The 18817-nt window shown below is 44.2% G+C and carries 21 protein-coding genes; 8 read left to right on the plus strand and 13 right to left on the minus strand.

Going from position 1 to position 18817, the window contains the following annotated elements:
* Positions 1-87 precede the first annotated feature (87 nt).
* Together AC08OG_RS01155 and AC08OG_RS01160 are read left to right on the plus strand one after the other, a co-directional pair.
* Positions 88-495, plus strand: coding sequence for a hypothetical protein (locus AC08OG_RS01155; protein WP_292354319.1), 408 nt, complete (start codon positions 88-90; stop codon positions 493-495).
* Positions 496-562: 67 nt separating this feature from the next.
* Complete coding sequence (locus tag AC08OG_RS01160; RefSeq protein WP_482929898.1) at positions 563-1429, plus strand: alpha/beta hydrolase; 867 nt, start codon at positions 563-565, stop codon at positions 1427-1429.
* On the opposite strand, the gene AC08OG_RS01165 is transcribed toward AC08OG_RS01160, so the two are convergent.
* From AC08OG_RS01165 to AC08OG_RS01205, 9 genes are all read right to left on the minus strand, one after another.
* Positions 1426-2412: an NAD(P)/FAD-dependent oxidoreductase gene (locus AC08OG_RS01165; protein ID WP_292354323.1), complete on the minus strand. Its 987-nt coding sequence runs from the start codon at positions 2410-2412 to the stop codon at positions 1426-1428. The two genes, AC08OG_RS01160 and AC08OG_RS01165, sit on opposite strands and share 4 nt — an antisense overlap.
* A 121-nt stretch (positions 2413-2533) precedes the next feature.
* Positions 2534-2605, minus strand: coding sequence for a pyrroloquinoline quinone precursor peptide PqqA (gene pqqA / locus AC08OG_RS01170; RefSeq protein WP_081443609.1), 72 nt, complete (start codon positions 2603-2605; stop codon positions 2534-2536).
* 111 nt (positions 2606-2716) lie between these two features.
* The gene (gene gorA / locus AC08OG_RS01175) at positions 2717-4072 is read right to left on the minus strand and encodes a glutathione-disulfide reductase (RefSeq protein ID WP_482929899.1); all 1356 of its coding nucleotides are present in this window, start codon (positions 4070-4072) and stop codon (positions 2717-2719) included.
* Between the two features lie 88 nt (positions 4073-4160).
* On the minus strand, positions 4161-4685 hold the full coding sequence (locus AC08OG_RS01180) for a peroxiredoxin (protein ID WP_318988893.1): 525 nt from the start codon (positions 4683-4685) through the stop codon (positions 4161-4163).
* Positions 4686-4805: 120 nt separating this feature from the next.
* On the minus strand, positions 4806-6452 hold the full coding sequence (locus tag AC08OG_RS01185) for an EAL domain-containing protein (protein WP_482930563.1): 1647 nt from the start codon (positions 6450-6452) through the stop codon (positions 4806-4808).
* A complete protein-coding gene (locus AC08OG_RS01190; protein WP_482929900.1) occupies positions 6394-7005 on the minus strand; it encodes a response regulator in 612 nt (203 codons plus the stop codon). Before AC08OG_RS01190 ends, AC08OG_RS01185 begins: the two co-directional genes overlap by 59 nt.
* 11 nt (positions 7006-7016) lie before the next feature.
* Complete coding sequence (locus AC08OG_RS01195; protein WP_482929901.1) at positions 7017-9986, minus strand: hybrid sensor histidine kinase/response regulator; 2970 nt, start codon at positions 9984-9986, stop codon at positions 7017-7019.
* A gap of 230 nt (positions 9987-10216) precedes the next feature.
* Entirely contained in the window at positions 10217-10777 is a 561-nt protein-coding gene (locus AC08OG_RS01200; RefSeq protein WP_292354333.1) for a 5-formyltetrahydrofolate cyclo-ligase, read from the minus strand.
* Positions 10774-11214, minus strand: coding sequence for an RrF2 family transcriptional regulator (locus tag AC08OG_RS01205; protein ID WP_292354334.1), 441 nt, complete (start codon positions 11212-11214; stop codon positions 10774-10776). Before AC08OG_RS01205 ends, AC08OG_RS01200 begins: the two co-directional genes overlap by 4 nt.
* A gap of 87 nt (positions 11215-11301) precedes the next feature.
* On the opposite strand from AC08OG_RS01205, the gene AC08OG_RS01210 reads away from it, so the two are divergent.
* The 6 genes from AC08OG_RS01210 (at position 11302) to AC08OG_RS01235 (ending at position 14477) form a co-directional block, all read left to right on the plus strand.
* Complete coding sequence (locus AC08OG_RS01210; RefSeq protein WP_482929902.1) at positions 11302-12081, plus strand: globin domain-containing protein; 780 nt, start codon at positions 11302-11304, stop codon at positions 12079-12081.
* A 2-nt stretch (positions 12082-12083) separates the two neighbouring features.
* The gene (locus AC08OG_RS01215) at positions 12084-12518 is read left to right on the plus strand and encodes a ferredoxin reductase domain-containing protein (RefSeq protein WP_482929903.1); all 435 of its coding nucleotides are present in this window, start codon (positions 12084-12086) and stop codon (positions 12516-12518) included.
* 88 nt (positions 12519-12606) lie between these two features.
* Positions 12607-13338: an HPP family protein gene (locus AC08OG_RS01220; RefSeq protein ID WP_482929904.1), complete on the plus strand. Its 732-nt coding sequence runs from the start codon at positions 12607-12609 to the stop codon at positions 13336-13338.
* A gap of 69 nt (positions 13339-13407) precedes the next feature.
* Complete coding sequence (locus tag AC08OG_RS01225) at positions 13408-13725, plus strand: PepSY domain-containing protein (protein ID WP_482929905.1); 318 nt, start codon at positions 13408-13410, stop codon at positions 13723-13725.
* A 187-nt stretch (positions 13726-13912) separates the two neighbouring features.
* Complete coding sequence (locus AC08OG_RS01230) at positions 13913-14182, plus strand: PepSY domain-containing protein (RefSeq protein WP_482929906.1); 270 nt, start codon at positions 13913-13915, stop codon at positions 14180-14182.
* A gap of 118 nt (positions 14183-14300) precedes the next feature.
* On the plus strand, positions 14301-14477 hold the full coding sequence (locus tag AC08OG_RS01235) for a hypothetical protein (protein ID WP_482929907.1): 177 nt from the start codon (positions 14301-14303) through the stop codon (positions 14475-14477).
* A 219-nt stretch (positions 14478-14696) separates the two neighbouring features.
* On the opposite strand, the gene AC08OG_RS01240 is transcribed toward AC08OG_RS01235, so the two are convergent.
* From AC08OG_RS01240 to AC08OG_RS01255, 4 genes are all read right to left on the minus strand, one after another.
* Positions 14697-16022 carry an ATP-binding protein gene (locus AC08OG_RS01240; protein ID WP_318988902.1) on the minus strand — a complete coding sequence of 442 codons (1326 nt, stop codon included), beginning with the start codon at positions 16020-16022 and terminating at the stop codon, positions 14697-14699.
* The gene (locus AC08OG_RS01245) at positions 16019-16681 is read right to left on the minus strand and encodes a response regulator transcription factor (protein ID WP_292354344.1); all 663 of its coding nucleotides are present in this window, start codon (positions 16679-16681) and stop codon (positions 16019-16021) included. Before AC08OG_RS01245 ends, AC08OG_RS01240 begins: the two co-directional genes overlap by 4 nt.
* Before the next feature lie 2 nt (positions 16682-16683).
* Entirely contained in the window at positions 16684-17004 is a 321-nt protein-coding gene (locus AC08OG_RS01250; protein WP_318988903.1) for a PepSY domain-containing protein, read from the minus strand.
* A gap of 87 nt (positions 17005-17091) precedes the next feature.
* Positions 17092-18675, minus strand: coding sequence for a methyl-accepting chemotaxis protein (locus AC08OG_RS01255; protein ID WP_482929908.1), 1584 nt, complete (start codon positions 18673-18675; stop codon positions 17092-17094).
* Between the last annotated feature and the right edge of the window lie 142 nt (positions 18676-18817).

Consider the following 18817-nt stretch of genomic DNA (forward strand, 5'->3'; position numbering starts at 1 on the left):
GTTGTGAAAATAAACTGTTAGGAGAACACCCCTAAGACCCCACTGCAGCTAAAGCGATAGTGAATCAACAATGCTGATGGAGTATGTATGGAAAAGGATGAAGATACCTATATAGCGCTGAAAATGATGGCAGAAACGATTGATCTGAGTTCACGAAATGATAACGACGAGATTATCGGTCTGGAATACTATGTTAATTTCAATGTGTTGACTGACGATGAGCTGACCGAACTGATTCAGCTTTGGGATCAAAAATTAACGACCTGCCAAAAAGAAAAACTGGCATCGCAATTTACTGTAATCCAAGTGTTTGGCTTAATTGGACTGGCGATGCTGATTGCCTGGTTATCGGGTGGGATTGCCGGCGCGATTGCCAGTATGATTGGTGTTGTCGGTATGATTGCGATGATTGAAGATAAGCGGGTAAAAAAAGCGAAGCGTAACTTGAAAGATGCAGAGAAAGTCTGCAACAAGCTTCATTCTTATGCTCGTTAGTCTGTTCTGAGGAACCTCCGTCTCGCTAAGTCAGTCTGGTTAAGCTATTAACTTAAGGAATGTTTGCGTGCTTCGCCAGTTTATTCAAAGTTTATTAGGCAGTCTCTCGGCGCTCTCATTAAGTGCATGTTCACCGGTAACCGTATTAAACGCCATGGTGCCGGAATCAGGATATCAACATCGAGCAGATCTGATTTATGGTGACCATCCGCGCCTGAAACTGGATATCTATCAGCCTGTGAATTCAACAGTAACCACGAAACCAGCAACGGTTATTTTCTTTTATGGTGGCGGCTGGGAAACAGGCGATAAAGCGGATTATAAATTTGTCGCAGAAGCCCTGACTTCACAGGGTGTCATCGTGGTGATTCCCGATTACCGAGTCTACCCTGAAGTCGTATTTCCTCAATTTATCGAAGATGCTGCTCAATCAGTGGGCTGGACCAAACAGCATATTGCAGAGTTTGGCGGTGATCCGGAAAAGCTGTTTATTGCCGGACACTCTGCCGGAGCACATATTGCTGCCATGTTGTCGGTGAATCCGCTTTATTTGCAGCAGGTTGATATGCAGCCACAGCAGTTGCAGGGAATGATTGGTTTAGCTGGACCCTATGATTTCCTGCCACTGAAAAGTGACACGTTAAAACAAATTTTTGGCGATGAAAGCAGCCAGTGGCAAAGTCAGCCAGTGAATTTTGTCACCAACGATCACCCTCCGATGTTATTACTGGTTGGCACTGATGATCGTACTGTACTACCACGTAACAGTTATCGACTGGCAGATAAACTCAAGCAGCATGGTAATTCAGTAAAATTGGTGGAGTTTGATGGTTACGGCCATGTGGCTATGGTTGCCAAGCTGGCAAAACCTTTGCGTGGACAAGGTGCTTTACTCGCTCCAATCACAACATTTATTGAAAAGTATCAGGATTAGCTTAACTGCAGGATGAGTTGTTGTCCCAGTGCCTCTGCACTGCTGAAAGCCGACTCGACTCGACCCTGAATGCACCAGTCACCGCAAGCCGCCAGTTTTAAAGTGTTATCCAGATAAAATTGTTGACCAGTTTGAGCAGGAATATTAGCGAAGCCCCAGCGCTTTAAATCGATATGACTGACTTTACCAGTATCCAGTCCACTGACGCGCTGCACTTCATCAAGCATTTGTTGTTTGATTCGCTCATCCTCGACGGCCAGGTTTTCTTCTGCCCAAATATTATTGGCTTGTATCACCATTGAAAACTCACCGGAGCGAGAAGGTTTGGAGCTATTAACCGACATCCAGCTTATTTTTGCATCTCGTACTAACGCGGCTTGCCAGTCGAGAGCGGGGGCATCATTAAAACCCAGCATTAACGCGTAACAGGCCAGCATTTTTGTATGCTCAATAGAATGATGGCTGGCAAACTCCTTGGGTAAAAGATCGGCGGTCTGGCTCGCTGGCAGACAGCTGATCACCCAATCAAAATCATCCGCGATTTGCGTCCCTTGGTGCAATAAGCACCATTTCCCATTCTGTTGCATAAGATGGGTGATTTGCTGATTAAACTGAATATCCAAGGGGGCAGCGAGCGCCTGAGCAAACGCCTGCATATCAGGACTGCCGACAAAATGTGGATAGTCTGCATTCCACTGGCGTTCTACTACTTTTTCAGCGCCGGCAAATTCTGCGAAATGTGCATCCCAGCGTTCTATCACCTGCTTTTTGATTAATGGCTGAATAAATTCAGCAAAACGTGGTGTTTTAACCGTAAAAAATTGGGCACCATGATCAAACTGAAATAAGCCCGCGGTACGTGATGCCAATCTGCCGCCAGCACGTTGCGCTTTTTCGAACAAATGAATGTCCGCGTAGGGTTTAAGTTGATGAGCCAGTGTGAGGCCAGCCAATCCGCTGCCAATAATTGCAATTTTGCTCATGTGAGTCCGAGGCGGTAATGAATTTGGCAATCAGACCAGAGTGGTTAAGAAGAGGTTTCTGACAGGCGAAAAAAAACCCCAGTCCGAAGACTGAGGTTTCTTATTTCTTTATAACTGCGTATTAACGGTTGCAGATATACATTGTTACTTCGAAACCGAAACGCATGTCTGAATATTCTGGTTTAGTCCACATAATCATTCTCCTCAAATTTGATATCAGCGTTTGCTGACTTAGGTATAGATTAACGTGTTCAAACAACTAAAACCTCAGTGATACACCCGAAGGGACTCAGGATTTTCCTGATTAATCACTTACCGGGGTGCGCATAGTGACAAACTCTTCCGCTGCAGTTGGATGAATGCCAATCGTTGCATCAAAATCTGTTTTGGTTGCCCCGCATTTAATCGCAATGGCTATGCCCTGCATAATTTCCCCTGCTGAGTCTCCCACCATGTGTGCTCCTAACACTCTATCACTATCACCGTCGACCAGTAACTTCATTAAAGTGCGTTCCTGCGAGCCACCCAAGGTATGTTTCATCGCGCGAAAGTTTGAGCGATATTTCAATACATTTGAATATTCCTTACGTGCCTGTTCTTCAGTCATACCGACAGTACCGATATTCGGCTGACAAAACACTGTGGTGGCAATATTGCTGTAATCCACTTTACAAGGTTGCTTATCAAACAGATAGCCAGCCAATGCCATACCCTCGGCTAATGCTACAGGTGTTAGTTCCATACCACCTGTTACATCGCCCAGGGCGTAAATACTGGGTTCAGACGTCTGAAAGGTTTTATTAACCTCGATATGTCCACTTTTACCAAGCTTGATATCAACATTTTCCAGTCCCAATCCGTCCAAGTGTGGTTTCCTGCCGGTGGCAAATAACACGGTATCAACCGTTAAATGATGACCATCCGACATGGTTAAATATAAACTGTCATCTTTTTGTTTCTTAATTGATGTCACTTCGGTATTAAAGTGAATATGCACACCATTTTGTTGAATCTGCTCTGCAGCAAATTCAGCCGTCTCTTTATCAAAACCATTCAGTAATCCGCCACCACGGACAATTTGAGTGACTTGAGCACCCAAGCCATGAAAAATACCGGCAAACTCCACGGCGATATACCCCCCGCCCACAACCGCCAGGCGTTTAGGGAATTCTGCCAAATCAAAAATTCCATTGGAATCCACTGCATGGGTTTTACCGGGTATATCCGGGATAAATGGCCAGCCGCCCGTAGCAATTAAAATTCGTTCTGTGGTGAATTTCTTACCATTTACTTCCACCGTATGGGCATCAATTATTTTGCCTCTGCCATCGATTATCTCAACACCGGCACGATCCAGAATGCCTTCATAGACACCATTCAAACGACTGATTTCATCTGTTTTGTTATCACGTAACGTCGCCCAGTCAAAAGCCGGTTTACTGACTTGCCAGCCAAAGCCTTTGGCATCGTTGAAATGGGCTGAATATTCAGAAGCATAAACATAAAGTTTTTTAGGTACACAACCGACATTTACACAAGTTCCGCCCAGATAACGATCTTCGCATACTGCGACTTTTGCACCATATGATGCCGCCATGCGGCTGGCTCGAACGCCACCTGACCCGGCACCAATAACAAATAAATCGTAATCGTATTGCATCTAAAAAACTCCTGTCTGCCATTTAACTTTACAAAAAAATACCGGACCTGAATGGCCACAGGTCCGGTGTAATGCGGCTAATACAGCATTATTGTTTATTCAAATAATCCAGCATGGTATCCACGCCGCTGACTTCAAACGGGTCATCAGGGCAATTATCCATCTTGCCTGGCTCAGCAAAAAGTTTTTTCACTTCACCATCCACCACATGCATTGAGTAACGCCATGAACGCTCACCAAAGCCCAGGTTTTCTTTTTTCACCAGCATGTTCATGCCACGGGTAAATTCACCATTACCATCCGGCAGCAATTTGACTTTTTTCACGTCCTGACGCTTGCCCCATTGGAACATGGTGAAAGCATCATTTACAGACAGGCAATAAACTTCATCAATGCCTTTTGCTTTCAGCTCATCATAGTGTTCTTCATAACCTGGCAAGTGGGTACTTGAACAGGTTGGAGTAAACGCACCAGGCAATGCAAATACGATGACGTTTTTACCTTTGAAAATTTCATCGGTGGTAACATCCTGCCAACGGAATGGGTTATCGCCACCAATGCTTTCATCTCTTACACGGGTTTTAAAAACGACATTAGGTACTCGTTGAGTCATGTTGTTAATCTCCTTTTTGGGTAGTTGTTTCCTGAACATTTATTCAGTTATGAGCAGTGTAGCGGAACAATAATGATTAATAAAACAACTTATTCCGGTTTTATTAATCGGTAAAAGCGATTAATCTTGGGTCTGACTATTGATATCAATCGCCATATTCAATTGTTGTCCACTACGCTTATTTCTATACATTGCTTCGTCAGCCAGCGTGTAAAGCTGTTGTAAATCGTAATCGCTTAATGATTTTGTGGTCGTGATACCAAAGCTGTAATGTAAGCGAATATCACTATGGATGGACTGATTGTAGGAGTCTACCGTGTTGGATAGCCGCTGCAGAATGGCGGTTTGATCGGTATCGTTCTGATTGACCATCAACACAACAAATTCATCTCCTCCAATACGACCGATTAAATCCGAATCACGAAAAGTGCTATTTAATAACGTTGAGAATTGCAGTAAGGCATTATCGCCAGCCTGATGACCATGGCCATCATTGATTTGTTTGAAGTTGTCCAGATCAAAATAGATCAGCGACGCTTCACAGTCCTGATTACGGCACATTTGCAGAATATGATTGGCCCTGAATTCGAAGCCTCTTCTATTGAGCAAGCCCGTTAAATGATCTTCACACAGCAGCTGATTGGTGGCGATTTCTTCTTCTACCATTAACGCCAGTTCACCTAATAATCGGGAATCCCGTTCACTGATATAACGTGGTTTATGATCAATCAGGCATAACGCACCCAATTTTTCACCACCGGGGGCTCGGAATGGAAAACCGGCATAAAACCTTATATGAGGCTTATTCACCACCAAAGGATTATCATTGAAACGAATATCAAGGGTTGCATCGTTCACGATAAAACTTTTTTCCTGCTCGATCGTATAATTGCAAAAAGCCTGTTCTCGAGGGGTTTCAGACGTATCTAATCCAACTTTTGATTTAAACCACTGTCTTTCGTCATCCAGTAAGGTAATCAGCGCGATCGGTACATCGAACATGCGTTTTGCTAAACGGGTAATTCGATCAAATCGCTGTTCAGCAGGTGTGTCCATAATTTTCAAGGATTCAAGCGCTTTAAGTCGCTGTTGTTCCAGTGCCAGTTTGCGCTGTTGTAGCCATTGGCCAATCTGATCGGCGGGGACCGGCCTGCCAATAAAAAATCCCTGGGCTTTATCGCAACCTTGCTTTTGCAGAAACTGTAGCGTGGCATAGTCTTCAATGCCTTCAGCAATTACTTTCATATCCAGGCTGTGGGCCAATTCGATGATCGCCTGAATGACCAGTCTTGATTCTCGTGACTGTTGTGCCGTCATCACAAACGATTTATCGACTTTTACTTCGGAGAACGGCATCCGTACCAGTTGCAACATCGACGAAAAACCCGTTCCAAAGTCATCAATGGACAGTTGAAATCCCTTCATCCTTAACCGGGTCAGAATATCCAGAGATGCAACGGGATCATCCATTGCGCCGGTCTCGGTGAGTTCAAGCATGATGGTGTGAAGTTTTACGTCATGAGAGTCACACAATGCTTCAATCTGATTAAACAGCGTCAGATTGCGGAGTGATAAAGCAGAAATATTGATGGAGCAAAGAAGTTGATGGGACTGAGGGGTGCCCGGATTTATTCGTTGTTGCTGGCAAAACTGTCTAAACCACGGTAAAGCCTGTTCGAAAACCAGAATGGTTAAATCATCAATCAGATTATTTTGCTCGGCAATGGCAATAAAGACATCCGGAGCAATAAATCCAGAATTCCTTATGACTCCACCTTGCTAGCGCCTCAAAACCCACTAATTCACCGCTGGTGCAGTCTACTTTGGGTTGATACGCCAACGTAATTTCCCGGTTGGTAATTGCCTGAGCAACATCTGTGGCTGTAATGGCTGGGACACTGGAAGATGATTGCAGCTGTTGGCCATCAAGCAAATCAATCGCATTAAGTGATGGCAAGTCAATCATTTCACGGAAAGCTTTTGGATTAAAGGGTTTCGGTAAAATTCCGACAATGTTCAATCCATGTGCTGCCGCTGACCGGGCGGCGGCCTGTAAAACCTGATGGCCAACCCCGCTGGTAATAATGATTTTGGCAGTGACCAGTTGCTCCCCCAATGCCCCCAGAACTTCTACCCCATCCATATCGGGCATAATCAGGTCTAATGCAATATGAGTAGGCTGCCACTCATTCAGTAAATTGAAAAAATTAATTGCATTGGTGGTCACTTTCACTGACATACCAGCGTATTCGGCAACATTGCGGATGGTCTCTCCGGTCAGTTGGTCGTCATCCAGTATCAACAGTTTATGATCCGACATCTATTAATCTCTCAGGTCTTGTAGGTCAGCATTTGTGCGACTCTGTTCAAAAGTGCTGCACGATGATATGGCTTATTCAAAATAGGAATACTGCCATTCTGTTTTTCTTCGTCGGTCAGTGCTTTCTCCGTATAGCCCGAGGTATAGAGCACGGGAAGTGTTTGTCGAAGTTGTTTTGCCTGTTTTGCCAGCTCATGTCCGCTAATACCGCCGGGCATCAGTACATCGGTGAACAGTAAATCAATTTGCTGTGCCGACGCAAGCCAGTTTAAAGCCTGATGCCCATCAGCTGCTGCAAGCACCTGATAACCCGCATCCCGCAGCTGTGAAATAGCATAATGTCTGACCAGATCATTGTCTTCTACAACCAGAATGGTTTGTTTGGAGTGTTGTACTGTTGTCGGAGAATCAATCTCCTGCAGGACAGGTGCTGGCGACACCATCTCATTATGAGGAAGAAATAACTGGAATCGTGTTCCCCTCCCGGGCTCAGACTGTACCTGGATGTGACCGCCGGACTGTTTGATAAAGCCAAATACCATGCTTAATCCCAAACCACTGCCTTTTCCTGCTGGCTTAGTGGTGAAAAAAGGTTCAAATACCTTATCCAGCAAATCCTGGGAAATTCCTTCCCCATTATCCATTACATCAATTTTGACGTATTCGCCTGCCTTAAGTTCGTTCGCTGAGGTTTGTTGATCCGTGGGAAGATTAAATCGCTCTGTGCTGATCATTAGTTTGCCACCCTCAGGCATGGCGTCTCGAGCATTAATGGTCAGATTTAATAAACTACTCTCCAGTTGAACGGGATCAATCATGACGGGCCAGATATCGCTATTAAGATTGAGATCCAACTCGTATTTTTGCCCTAATGAGCTTCGTAATAAAGCCTCAATATTACGTATTAACATATTGATATTAACGGCTTCGGGCGAGAGTGGCTGGCGTCTGGCAAAAGCCAGTAGATTACTGGTCAAACGTGCGCCTCGATCCGCTGCACTGCTGATAAGTTTTGCCAGAGGCTGTAAAGCGGGTTTATCGGCCAGCTCATCGATTAATATTTCGGTATTCCCGGTAATAACGGTCAATAAGTTATTAAAATCATGGGCAATACCACCGGTTAATTGCCCAATGGCTTCCATCCGCTGCGCCAGTTGTAACTGTTTCTGTAAATGCCTTTCTTCAGTTATATCGCGCTCAACGGATACCCAATGGGTATACCAGCCTGCGGTCAGGCCAATGGGAACACTATTCAGCTCCAGCACAATTTCACGACCACTTTTATGATACTGGGTTAATTGAGCACGAAATGGCTGCCAGGTGCTGTAAGCCGCTTTAATTTTTTGAAGTTCATTTTTTTCGGTTTTCGGGCCATGCAAAATTTTCAGGCTTTTACCGATCACTTCCTGACGGCTGTAACCGGTTATACGTTCAAACGCGTTGTTCACAAAAACGATATTTGCCTTTTCTTGGGCAAAACGTGAAGCTTCAGTAATAATCACTACATCATTAAGCTGTGATACCGCACTTCGTAACAACTTCAGTTCTTCTGCTTCCCGGCGTTGTCGAGTAATGTCCCGCAGATAAACGGTAAGCCCTTTGGTTGAGGGGTATATCCTGATATCCAGCCATAACTGTTTTGCTTCGTACAGATGCTCAAAGGACATCACCTGTTGCTGCATTAGTGCCAATGACAATTTTTTTACCAGCGAGCCACTGGGATCAATATCAGTATTTTCGATACCTTTTTTATCCAGCAGTTGTGAATGGGGAATATTAAATAAAGCTACCGCCTGATTATTTACATAGTTAAACCGTAAATCAGTACTTAAGGTGAAAAAGGCATCGGTGATACTGTCCAGAGTATTCTGCAACTGCTGTGATAAGGCCTCACTCTGTTGTTGCAACAGTTTGGTTTGATGGATATTAATGCTCGAACCGTACCACTTTACGACTTTTCCCTGTTCGTTGCGGATGGCACTGGCTTGAGCCAGAAACCAAATATATTCATTATCAAACCGCCGTAACCGGAACTCATCAGAGTAGGCGACCCCTGTTCTCATTGAATGAGACCAGCGTTCACGCGCAGCAGTTTGATCATCGGGGTGCACCAGTTCAAACCAGTTGTGAAGTATATCGGGTTCTGGTTTGCCAAAAAATTCAACGGCAAAACGGGTAACAGAGTCAAGCATCCCTTCAGCAGTCACCGTCCACATAAACTGGAGCGTTGTTTCAGCCATATAGTGAGAACGCCGCTGTTCTTCGATCAGATTGGCTTCTACCAGTTTACGATCATGCACATCCTGAATGACGCCCTGCACATGCGAAGGGAATTGCTGGTCTGGATAGGCCATTATTCTTAGCCGTCTAGGATTGTTCTGATGGGTGAGTGTGAATTCACCATCCATCGCATGTTTAGTGTTCAGCGTGGCATTTATTACCTGATTCAACGCTGCTTGTTGATTATCCGTAAACAAGGAAACAAATTGCTTTTGTGAGAGCTGGCTGGGGTATTTTTGATTTAACAGCATGGCTGCTTCAGGGCTTAGTTGGATGAGTCCTGTTTTATCCAGCTGCCAATAACCCAGTTTAGCGATGTCTGCAGCAAGTTTGAGCTGTTGTTGATTTTTAGTCTGTTGCTGGTGTGAGCGAATGGTATAGCTGCTAAGCAGAAAAATCGCCATTAATGCGAATGTCGCCAATGTCCGATTTGCGACAAACTGAGTTTGTAAAATGGCCTGCTGGCCCTCCGGCATGATCAATATGCCAGACCAGACGAATAACAAACTGATCAAAAACGTTATGCTTAATCGACGAAGACTGCCGCCAGCACTAGCCAGCATAAGGATAGGGGTATATAGAATACCGTGCGCAAAACCCGGGACCGTTAAACGGTCTGCCAAAAACACCAGAATCAGCAATAGAAAAAGCAGTCCATCAAATATCGAACTGTTTAAAAAACGGCTTAGGCTCTGACTCATATATAGATGACTCCAGTCATCCAGCTCTGGGTGACGAAAAAGCAATGAACCTACGAATATACGTTATTAAAAATTAACGTCACATGTTTTAGGATTTGTTTATATTTATTGCTGCCTTGTTAGGCGAAAAAATAGTCTCAAGCAGTGGTGGATATGAAAGATAAACAAGCCCTAGCATTGAGTATACAAAAATGTAATAGCCAGGCTTTATTAACTTAACGCAGAATAACTTATGAAAAGATTTTTTCTTCGGTAACAATTCTATCCATCGGCACATCATGCGGTTGAGCATTGATGTTGTCGAGTAACATCCACTGAAAACCAATGCCAATACTGAACGGTTTAACAGGACTGGCAAGAGTACGATCATAAAAACCACCCCCATTGCCCAAGCGATGTAAATCACTATCAAATCCCACCAGTGGAATGATCAGCACATCAGGCTTTACGATGGGTGTGTTTTGAGGCACCGGAATATCCCAAATTTCAGCCTGCATAATGGATTCCGGACGCCATTGCCGAAATTGTAAAGCTTCTTTAGGGCCAATAATCTTCGGCAAGGCGGCTTGCCAACCTTGCTCGATAAGGCCGCAAATGAAATCCCGGCAATCTATTTCACCGCGTACCGGCCAGTAAAAACCAATAGTGCCCTTGGGCAAGGGATCCAGTATGGTCTGTAATTTATCAAATAAAGCTACCTGATGAATCAGGCGAAGATCATTTGCAGTGTCTAAACGCTGTTGCGTTAACCGATAGCGTTGTTCATTGCGCCACTCTTGCCAGGTAGTCATGCAGATTCCGGTATTTCCAGTAATTCTTGCAGACGGTCCTTATTGAATACCACATCGGCTAGTGTGTAATCGTCCAGTACGTTCAGGAAGGCGGCCTGGGCTTTATGCAGAGCATTTCTCAATATGCAGGCAGGTTGAATAGGACAGGCGATTTCATCACCGAAACAGGGAAGTAATTGCAGGTTTTCAGTTTTCCGGACCAGTTTTCCTATACCGATATCATTGATTGGTAAAGCCAGTTTCAAGCCACCCCCACGACCTCGATGGCTCACAATATAACCATGCTGAACCAGCGTTTGAGCGACTTTTGCAAGATGATTGGATGAAATGCCGAATCGTGTCGCCGCATCCTGAATGGTTGCAGCTTGCTTACCATGATGTATTGCCAGATAGACAAGTAATCGAAGCGCATAATCGGTATGCGTTGTCAGTTGCATTATTCGTTGACTCCTAAAAGATGGACCAATACTATGTGTTTTTAAATAGGTATGTAAAATGCCTGTTTAGCTAATAGGAGTTCGGCAATGAAGCCTGAAACTTTCGATATTATTCATCAAACCGTGCCTTTACTGGAGCAGCATGGCGAACAATTAGCAGACTGTTTTTACAAAAATATGTTCCGTAATAACCCGGAAGTAAACGTTTTTTTCAATCCAGCTCATCAACAATCAGGTGCCCAGCAACACGCTTTGGCTTCAGTCATCTGTGCCTATGCCCGGCATATTGATAACCCCGGCCAATTGCGACAAGCGCTTGAGGTTATTTTTCATAAACATGTTTCTCTGGGGATAAAACCTGAACATTACCCTATCGTAGGAAATAATTTGTTATTAACGCTTCGTGAAGTTCTTGGCGAAGCGGCAACGACTGAGGTGATTGAGAGCTGGACAGAGGCTTATGGTGTTTTAGCCGGTATTTTTATCGACAGAGAAGATGATTTATATCAGCAACAGCTGATCAAACATGGCTGGAATGGCTTTAAGGCTTTCACCCTGATTCGACGTCATTCAGAAAGCAGCAACATTACTTCTTTCTATCTGCGACCAACTGATAATAAGTCGTTAAAGGCTTATCTGCCGGGGCAATTTATTACGCTGAAAATTCAACTGGCCGACGGTAGCCAGGCGATGCGCAATTATAGTTTGTCTTCAGCTCCGAGAGAAGATCACTATCGAATCAGCGTCAAAAAACATGCCGGTGAGTTGCCAGATCATCCTGGCGGGGTAGTCTCCAACAGATTGCATGATAACGTGCAGGTAGGTGACCAGCTGCTGCTGGCACCCCCATTGGAAACTTTATATTAAGGATGCCCGAAGCAGTCAATTTGCCCTTGGTGTTTATTGCTGGTGGAGTGGGAATAACGCCTTTACTTGCCATGCTGCATTGGGGTTTGGCCCATGAACCAGATCGTTCATTTACACTGATACAGTTAGCTAAAAATAATGACGTTCTGCCATTTTATGAAGAACTCTCAGTACTAGCGCGTACCTACCCAAATTTTCAATGGCATATTCGTCTCAGCCAGTCTTCCGGTTCTCAATCACTGTATTTGCATGATAGTGAAGGCTATATAGACAAAGCGTTGCTGGATCTCCTGGTACCAGAGTCTGAGGCGAATTATTACCTGTGCGGGCCTGCCGCAATGATGCGAACCACAATGGCCATATTAAAAGAGCGTGGCGTTGATAGTTCATCAATAGCTGCCGAATTTTTCGGGCCTTCCCAATACTTAAGAGACTAAACCCAGGTATTTATTCCGTAGGTATCCGCTTAATGGTAACGAAGCCATTAAGCGGAATCATCAATCTAACCAAAGACATGACAAAGCAATGAAGCTATCCGACAGGCTGCAAAAGTGGCAGCAACGTTTATTACAAACTCACCCAAAACTTAAAGAAAAGCTAAATGCCAGTTTAGGAGCATTTACGGCAATCTGGCTGCTTATGACACTTTTCAGCCAATTACAAATGACGATGGAAATGGAGTTGCTGGTACTTGCATCAATGGGCGCCTCTACATTCTTATTATTTGTAGTGCCACATAGTCCAATGGCTCAACCCTGGCCGTTAATGGCGGGTCATTTAATCGCTGCTGTAATGGGAGTGAGTTGTAACTATTGGATAGCTGAGCCGGTGTTGGCAACTGCCATGGCGGTGGGCTTGGCGGTGTTTTTCATGCATTTTCTGCATGCCCTTCATCCGCCTGCAGCCGCGACAGCCATGATTGCGGTTATTGGCATGCCGGAGCACAGCAGTAATGCATGGTTTTTTGTTTATGCTGTTGTCACTATCAACGCAGGAAGCCTGCTTGTTTTGTCTTTACTGATTAATAATCTGTTGCCAGGACGCCACTATCCGCATCGTGATAACCATCATAAACACCACGATCAATTCATAAAACAGAAAGATAAAACCACGTTATTAAATGAAGAAGATTTTCATTGGGCGCTTTCCCAAATGGAGGCTGTCATTGATGTCTCAGAAACAGATCTGATAGATTTATATGAGTTTGCTTCAGAGCATGCAGAGAAAAGAAATTTAAACCAGAAAATGAAAAATTAATTTTATTCAGTTTGATTTAAGTTTGGTTTTGTAAAGTGGGCTCACCTTAATCGGAAAGGAGTACCAAAAATGAAAAAACTAAACAAAATGACTCTGGCAACTTTACTTGCTTCAGCCTTAACGTTTTCAACGGCAGCTGTTGTTGCAGATGATGATCCTGCCACTATGCAAATGAAAGCAGAAAAATTTGGCTTAATCAGCAGTGAAGAAGCTAAAAATATTGCGTTAACTGAAAAATCCGGCGTGGTTACAGATATCGAATTAGACAGTATTGATAACGGCGGCGGTTGGGAATACGAAGTTGAAGTTGTTCAGGAAGATGGCACTGAATGGGATATTGATGTTCATGCCAAAACCGGTGAACTTCGTAAGGTTGAACGTGATTGATAGTTAATTCTATCTTGGCGTAAAAAGCAGCGGCCCGTCTTTGACGGGCCGTTTTTTTATCTATAAAAAATATAATATAAAGTTAAAATTCAGTTTTAATTAATTTTACTTTTATATCTTTAGATTTTGTTAATAATAAAAGAGGTCAAAGATGAAAAGTTTAGTGATATTTTCGGTGGTTTCTATAATGAGTTTTCCCGTTTTGGCAGATGATTTACATGAGATCGAAACAAAAAGTGAACAACTGGGTTTGATTAGTATAGAGGAAGCAAAATCTATTGCGCTGGAAGCCAAGCCAGGCATCATTGATGATATTGACCTGGAGAACCGTGCATTTTTTGGTGGATGGGATTATGAAATGGAAGTGTTGGGTAAAGATGGCAAGGAATGGGATGTTTATATCAATGCAGAAACCGGTGAAGTCAGAAAAGTCAGTCGAGATTGGGACTTGTTCTAAAGCATTTTTTAGGGCTTGTTGATCTTTCATATCCTCCACTGCTGGCGGCTATTTTTCCGTCTTGTAGAACGAAAAAATAGCCCCAGCCCTGCGGGTTGTGACTGAAAAAGCGCCACTTATGTCCACGGATGGACAGGCCGCTATCGCTATCCCTGCTATCGCGGCATTTGGGCATCCTTGCCCATCATATGCCGGCGCGCCATTGAGGCGCGCGCCGGTCTGCGTGGCCTACATGGATGTAGGTCAGGGGCGTGAGCAGGATGCGGAAGCTTTGCTCGTTACTTATTTAGAATAACTACAAAAACGTCAGGACAAGCAATGTTCCAGACATTGCTTTTGCATACACTCCATCCATGGAGATAAACGTTTGTGAGCGCAAGCCCCTTCGGGGTGAGATACATGGATGTATCTCACAAAAGGCGCTCCTCGTGCCTTGATTGACGCTTTTTCAGCTCACAACAGAGGCGGAGATGAAAGATCAACAAGTCCTAGGGAATCCGCCGAGGCGAGTTCCTTATACAATTAATGGCAGTCGGACTTCCACTTTCAATCCGCCCATCGCAGAACGACTGAACAACATTTCGCCACTATAACTTTCTACTATGTCAGACACAATGGCCAGCCCAAGCCCACTCCCAGGTACCGACTCATCAGCTCTGAAGCCTCGTTGTGGTAGTTGTGACAATTTACTTTCATCACAGCCCTGACCATCATCTTCAACCACAAAATAACAATAATGGTTTTGATAAACAGTAATATTGACGCGTTTACGACACCATTTACAGGCATTTTCCAGCAGATTACCCAGCATCTCTAGCAAATCTTCCCGATCACCAAAAAACTGTAAATCAGGTTCAATTTCCCAGTCGATAACGGGTGATTTATCTCGATAAAGTAACTGTAAGGTCCGGCTCAGCTCAGCAATCTCATGTTCCAGATCGACTTTTTGACCCGGCATCGGCGAACCTAGTAAACGGGCACGTTTTAATTCTCTTTCGATGGTTTGTCCCATATCCCGGCTGACCTGATGTAATGCTTTTTGCATATTCGGAAGCGTTTTCAGTTCGCTACTTTCAGCGGTTTGATTCAATAGCGTAAGACGTGTTTTTAGAGCATGTGCCAGATTACCTAATGCAGCACGTGAGCGTTGGGTTTTGCGAGTCATGGTCACCAATAAACGGTTCAGCTCTTGTATCATGGGCTGAATCTCTTCAGGCCCCTGAGTTTCAATTTTTTCCGTTTCACCTCTGCGTAATCTTGAGAGTTGTTGCTGGAGGCGTTGTAAAGGTTGTAATGCTTTGCCAACGATCAACCACTGAATTATCAGCAGAACAATCAGACCAATACCTGATACCAGTGAATACAGCATCTGAAAATGCGATATATCTTCATTCAGTTCACTGATATTTTGCCCCACCATAATGGTCAGGCTTTGTCCTTGCTTGAAATAGCCACGTTGCAGGCTGAACAGTCTTTCATCATTCGGTCCATCGATTAATGTTTGGCGTTTCTGTCCACTGGCAAGTTGTTCGATGGTTAATGATTCATCCCATAAAGATCGCGACTGTTTACAGATTTTTTCAGTACACACTACATAGTAATGACCAGAAAAAGGTCGTTGATACAAACTGCTGAGACGAAGCGAGCTTAGGTCGAAGGAACCGTCAGGATTAATTTCGACGCTAGCCAGCAGCCCTTCAGTCTCGCTTTCCAACCGTTCCAGGAGTTGTGTTTCGGTAACACGTTCAATGACCAGCGTTATAAGTGCCCATTGCAGCAAAATTAACAGGCTGAGAGTAAACGTCAGACCAATCGACAGTCGGCGTTTTAGTGAGCTCATGCCGATCCGAAAATATAGCCTTGCCCACGACGGGTTTGAATCAAATCTGTGCCTACCTTCTGGCGTAGTCGGTTGACATACACTTCAATAACATTGCTGTCTCTATCACTGTCATATTCATAGACATGTTCCGTCAGTCGGCTTTTCGAAATAACCTGGCCTGGATGCAACATAAAATAGCGTAACAGTCGGAATTCCGTCCCAGTTAAGTTAAAAAAACGGCCATCTTTTAATTTAACGGACTGGGCATCTTCATCAAGCAGTAATCCGGCGACCTGTAATGGTCCTCCACTGGTACCTGAACTACGTTTCAGCACCGCACTGATTCGAGCCAATAGTTCTTCTGTTTGAAACGGCTTAGCAACGTAATCATCAGCGCCGGCTTTAAAGCCCTGCACCTTTTCTTCCCAACTGCCTCTTGCTGTCAGGATAACCACGGGCACATGATTGTTGCGATGACGCCAGTTTTGCAAAACTTCCATCCCGGAACGTTTCGGTAAACCCAGATCCAGAACAATCAGATCATAGGGCTCAATATCGCCCAGGGCTTCAGCATCAATGCCATCGACAGACAAATCAACGGCATAACCTGCTTGTGATAATGCATTCTGTAGCGTTGGCCCCATCAGCACATCATCTTCAACCAGCAATATCCGCATGTTTAATCGTCCAGTTCGAGTTCGAGCAAGTCGCCATTTGTTGCGTCAAATTCAAGTTCCCAAACCCGTCCTTGATCATCCAGTATTTCAATTTCGTAGACCAGCAAACTGTCATCCCGCTCAAGCTCTGTATCAATAACTTCGCCTTTACGATAGTTATTGGCGGTTTCAAGAATGCTTTCTAATGGCAGAATCTTTCCGGATTCACGCAGCATTCGTGCTTCAGAATGACTGACATCATCAGCCATCACAGGGCTGGCGAGCAGCCCTAAAGTAAGCGTTAAGCCAATTAATTGCAGTACCGAAGAAAATGAACGTTGCATAATTATCCCAAAATAATCTTTATGATTAATCAAAATGGTAACGAAGAAGGCTTAATTGAAGCTTAATCGTTTTCGGCAAACATTAACTTAACCCTGTTGGAAACGTTTAATCATATCGCTCATGTGGTGTGATTGAGTTGAAAGACCATGGGCAGCGTTATCCGCTATCTCAGCACCATGTGTTACCTGAGCGGCACTTTCATTCACCTGCACGATATTTCGGTTTATATCCTCACTGACACTGCTCTGCTGTTCAACGGCCGTGGCGATTTGTGTATTTAATTCGTTGATATTACTGACTTCATTAGCGATGGTTTCCAGCGCCTGAATCGAGGCTTTAACATGAAGCTCACTGGTTTCGCTAGTCTCCTGGCTTTGCTCCATGACTATAACGGCCTGTTTGACCGCATCATTAAGCTTGCCGATTAAATCCTGAATTTGCTGGGTAGAGAGTTGTGTCTTGCTGGCCAGTGAGCGGACCTCTTCAGCAACGACAGCAAAACCACGCCCATGTTCTCCAGCCCGGGCTGCCTCGATGGCAGCATTCAATGCCAGTAAATTAGTTTGATCGGCAATACTGGTAATAACCTCAATGATCTGACCGATATTACGAGTGTCTTTATCCAGCTGCGCAACCACGGTGGAAATATTACCAATGGCTGTACTCAGATCACTTAACGAGTTTACTGCTTTAGAGGCACTATTGACCCCATTTTTGGAGAGTTCATCTGTTTCGTGTGCCTTGGTGGCAGCATAGGCGGCATTATTGGCTACTTCCTGAATACTGGCAGTCATTTCAGTCATTGCAGTGGCGACTTCTTCCATACGCATGGATTGCTGGCGGATAGCAGTTTGAATATCAGCCACTGAACGGGCGCTTTCATCCGCTTCATCTTCGATACTGGATGCAGAATCCCGGATCCGGCCCAGGGTCGTTCCAAGCCGGCCACGTAAGAATTCAGTGGGCAATTGAATTTGCCCAATCTCGTCTGAACGACCGGTATATATCAATGCCATCAGTGGATTATCTATCTCCTGTCGAGCCTTTTGTGCAGCTTGTTTTAACGGTGAAAATGCCCATACGGACAATATGAAAAATACCGAGAAGGCAATGATTAAAGCGGCGGTCATGGCATAAACAGGGGAGGTGCTCAATAATAAACCTGCTACAACAATAGCGCTCAACAAGGCCAGGGTATGCGCGAGCATAAAACGTGTTTTCAGGTCCATCCTTGCCAGGAAGCTGCCATCCCTAGCTGAACTGCCATTATTGATTCGTTGATAAACTCTTTCTGCTCTGTCAACGCGTTCTCTACTTGGTTTGGTGCGGACAGATTCATATCCAGTGACTTGTCCATTATCGATCATTGGGCTTACATAGCCATCGACCCAATAATGATCGCCATTCTTAGTACGATTTTTGATAATTCCCATCCAGTGATGATTGGACTTCATTGCTTTCCATAAATCATCAAATGCTGCCGGAGGCATTTCTGGATGTCGAATAACATTATGATTTTTGTTTAATAACTCATCGGATTCAAATCCACTGATTTTCTGAAAGGTGTTGTTAAAACTGGTAATGATTCCTTTGTGGCTGGTGGTAGAAATGATTTCTTCACCTTCGGGAAAGGTCACTTCGTTATTAGTTATTGGTAGGTTTTTTTTCATGATCTTGTCCTAGGTGATCTAATTCTATCTCTACGTTCATCATTTAATTACGAATGAACGTTTTTTTCATTTGTAGTGTTTATCGGCATTTGTATTGTCGACTTTAAGCGAACAGAGGTGAATAGTTATCTTTTTGATGTTT

It is taken from the genome of Methylophaga sp. F7, from assembly GCF_056863975.1.

Excerpts from the sequence above, each read along its gene's own strand:
- AC08OG_RS01225 (WP_482929905.1), top strand. The coding sequence starts at position 13,408 with ATGAAAAAACTAAACAAAATGACTCTGGCAACTTTACTTGCTTCAGCC.
- AC08OG_RS01245 (WP_292354344.1), bottom strand. The coding sequence starts at position 16,681 with ATGCGGATATTGCTGGTTGAAGATGATGTGCTGATGGGGCCAACGCTA.
- AC08OG_RS01165 (WP_292354323.1), bottom strand. The coding sequence starts at position 2,412 with ATGAGCAAAATTGCAATTATTGGCAGCGGATTGGCTGGCCTCACACTG.
- AC08OG_RS01230 (WP_482929906.1), top strand. The coding sequence starts at position 13,913 with ATGAGTTTTCCCGTTTTGGCAGATGATTTACATGAGATCGAAACAAAA.
- AC08OG_RS01215 (WP_482929903.1), top strand. The coding sequence starts at position 12,084 with ATGCCCGAAGCAGTCAATTTGCCCTTGGTGTTTATTGCTGGTGGAGTG.
- AC08OG_RS01235 (WP_482929907.1), top strand. The coding sequence starts at position 14,301 with ATGTCCACGGATGGACAGGCCGCTATCGCTATCCCTGCTATCGCGGCA.
- AC08OG_RS01155 (WP_292354319.1), top strand. The coding sequence starts at position 88 with ATGGAAAAGGATGAAGATACCTATATAGCGCTGAAAATGATGGCAGAA.
- gorA (WP_482929899.1), bottom strand. The coding sequence starts at position 4,072 with ATGCAATACGATTACGATTTATTTGTTATTGGTGCCGGGTCAGGTGGC.
- AC08OG_RS01240 (WP_318988902.1), bottom strand. The coding sequence starts at position 16,022 with ATGAGCTCACTAAAACGCCGACTGTCGATTGGTCTGACGTTTACTCTC.
- AC08OG_RS01190 (WP_482929900.1), bottom strand. The coding sequence starts at position 7,005 with ATGTCGGATCATAAACTGTTGATACTGGATGACGACCAACTGACCGGA.
- AC08OG_RS01200 (WP_292354333.1), bottom strand. The coding sequence starts at position 10,777 with ATGACTACCTGGCAAGAGTGGCGCAATGAACAACGCTATCGGTTAACG.
- AC08OG_RS01180 (WP_318988893.1), bottom strand. The coding sequence starts at position 4,685 with ATGACTCAACGAGTACCTAATGTCGTTTTTAAAACCCGTGTAAGAGAT.
- AC08OG_RS01250 (WP_318988903.1), bottom strand. The coding sequence starts at position 17,004 with ATGCAACGTTCATTTTCTTCGGTACTGCAATTAATTGGCTTAACGCTT.
- AC08OG_RS01220 (WP_482929904.1), top strand. The coding sequence starts at position 12,607 with ATGAAGCTATCCGACAGGCTGCAAAAGTGGCAGCAACGTTTATTACAA.
- AC08OG_RS01255 (WP_482929908.1), bottom strand. The coding sequence starts at position 18,675 with ATGAAAAAAAACCTACCAATAACTAATAACGAAGTGACCTTTCCCGAA.
- AC08OG_RS01195 (WP_482929901.1), bottom strand. The coding sequence starts at position 9,986 with ATGAGTCAGAGCCTAAGCCGTTTTTTAAACAGTTCGATATTTGATGGA.
- AC08OG_RS01205 (WP_292354334.1), bottom strand. The coding sequence starts at position 11,214 with ATGCAACTGACAACGCATACCGATTATGCGCTTCGATTACTTGTCTAT.
- AC08OG_RS01210 (WP_482929902.1), top strand. The coding sequence starts at position 11,302 with ATGAAGCCTGAAACTTTCGATATTATTCATCAAACCGTGCCTTTACTG.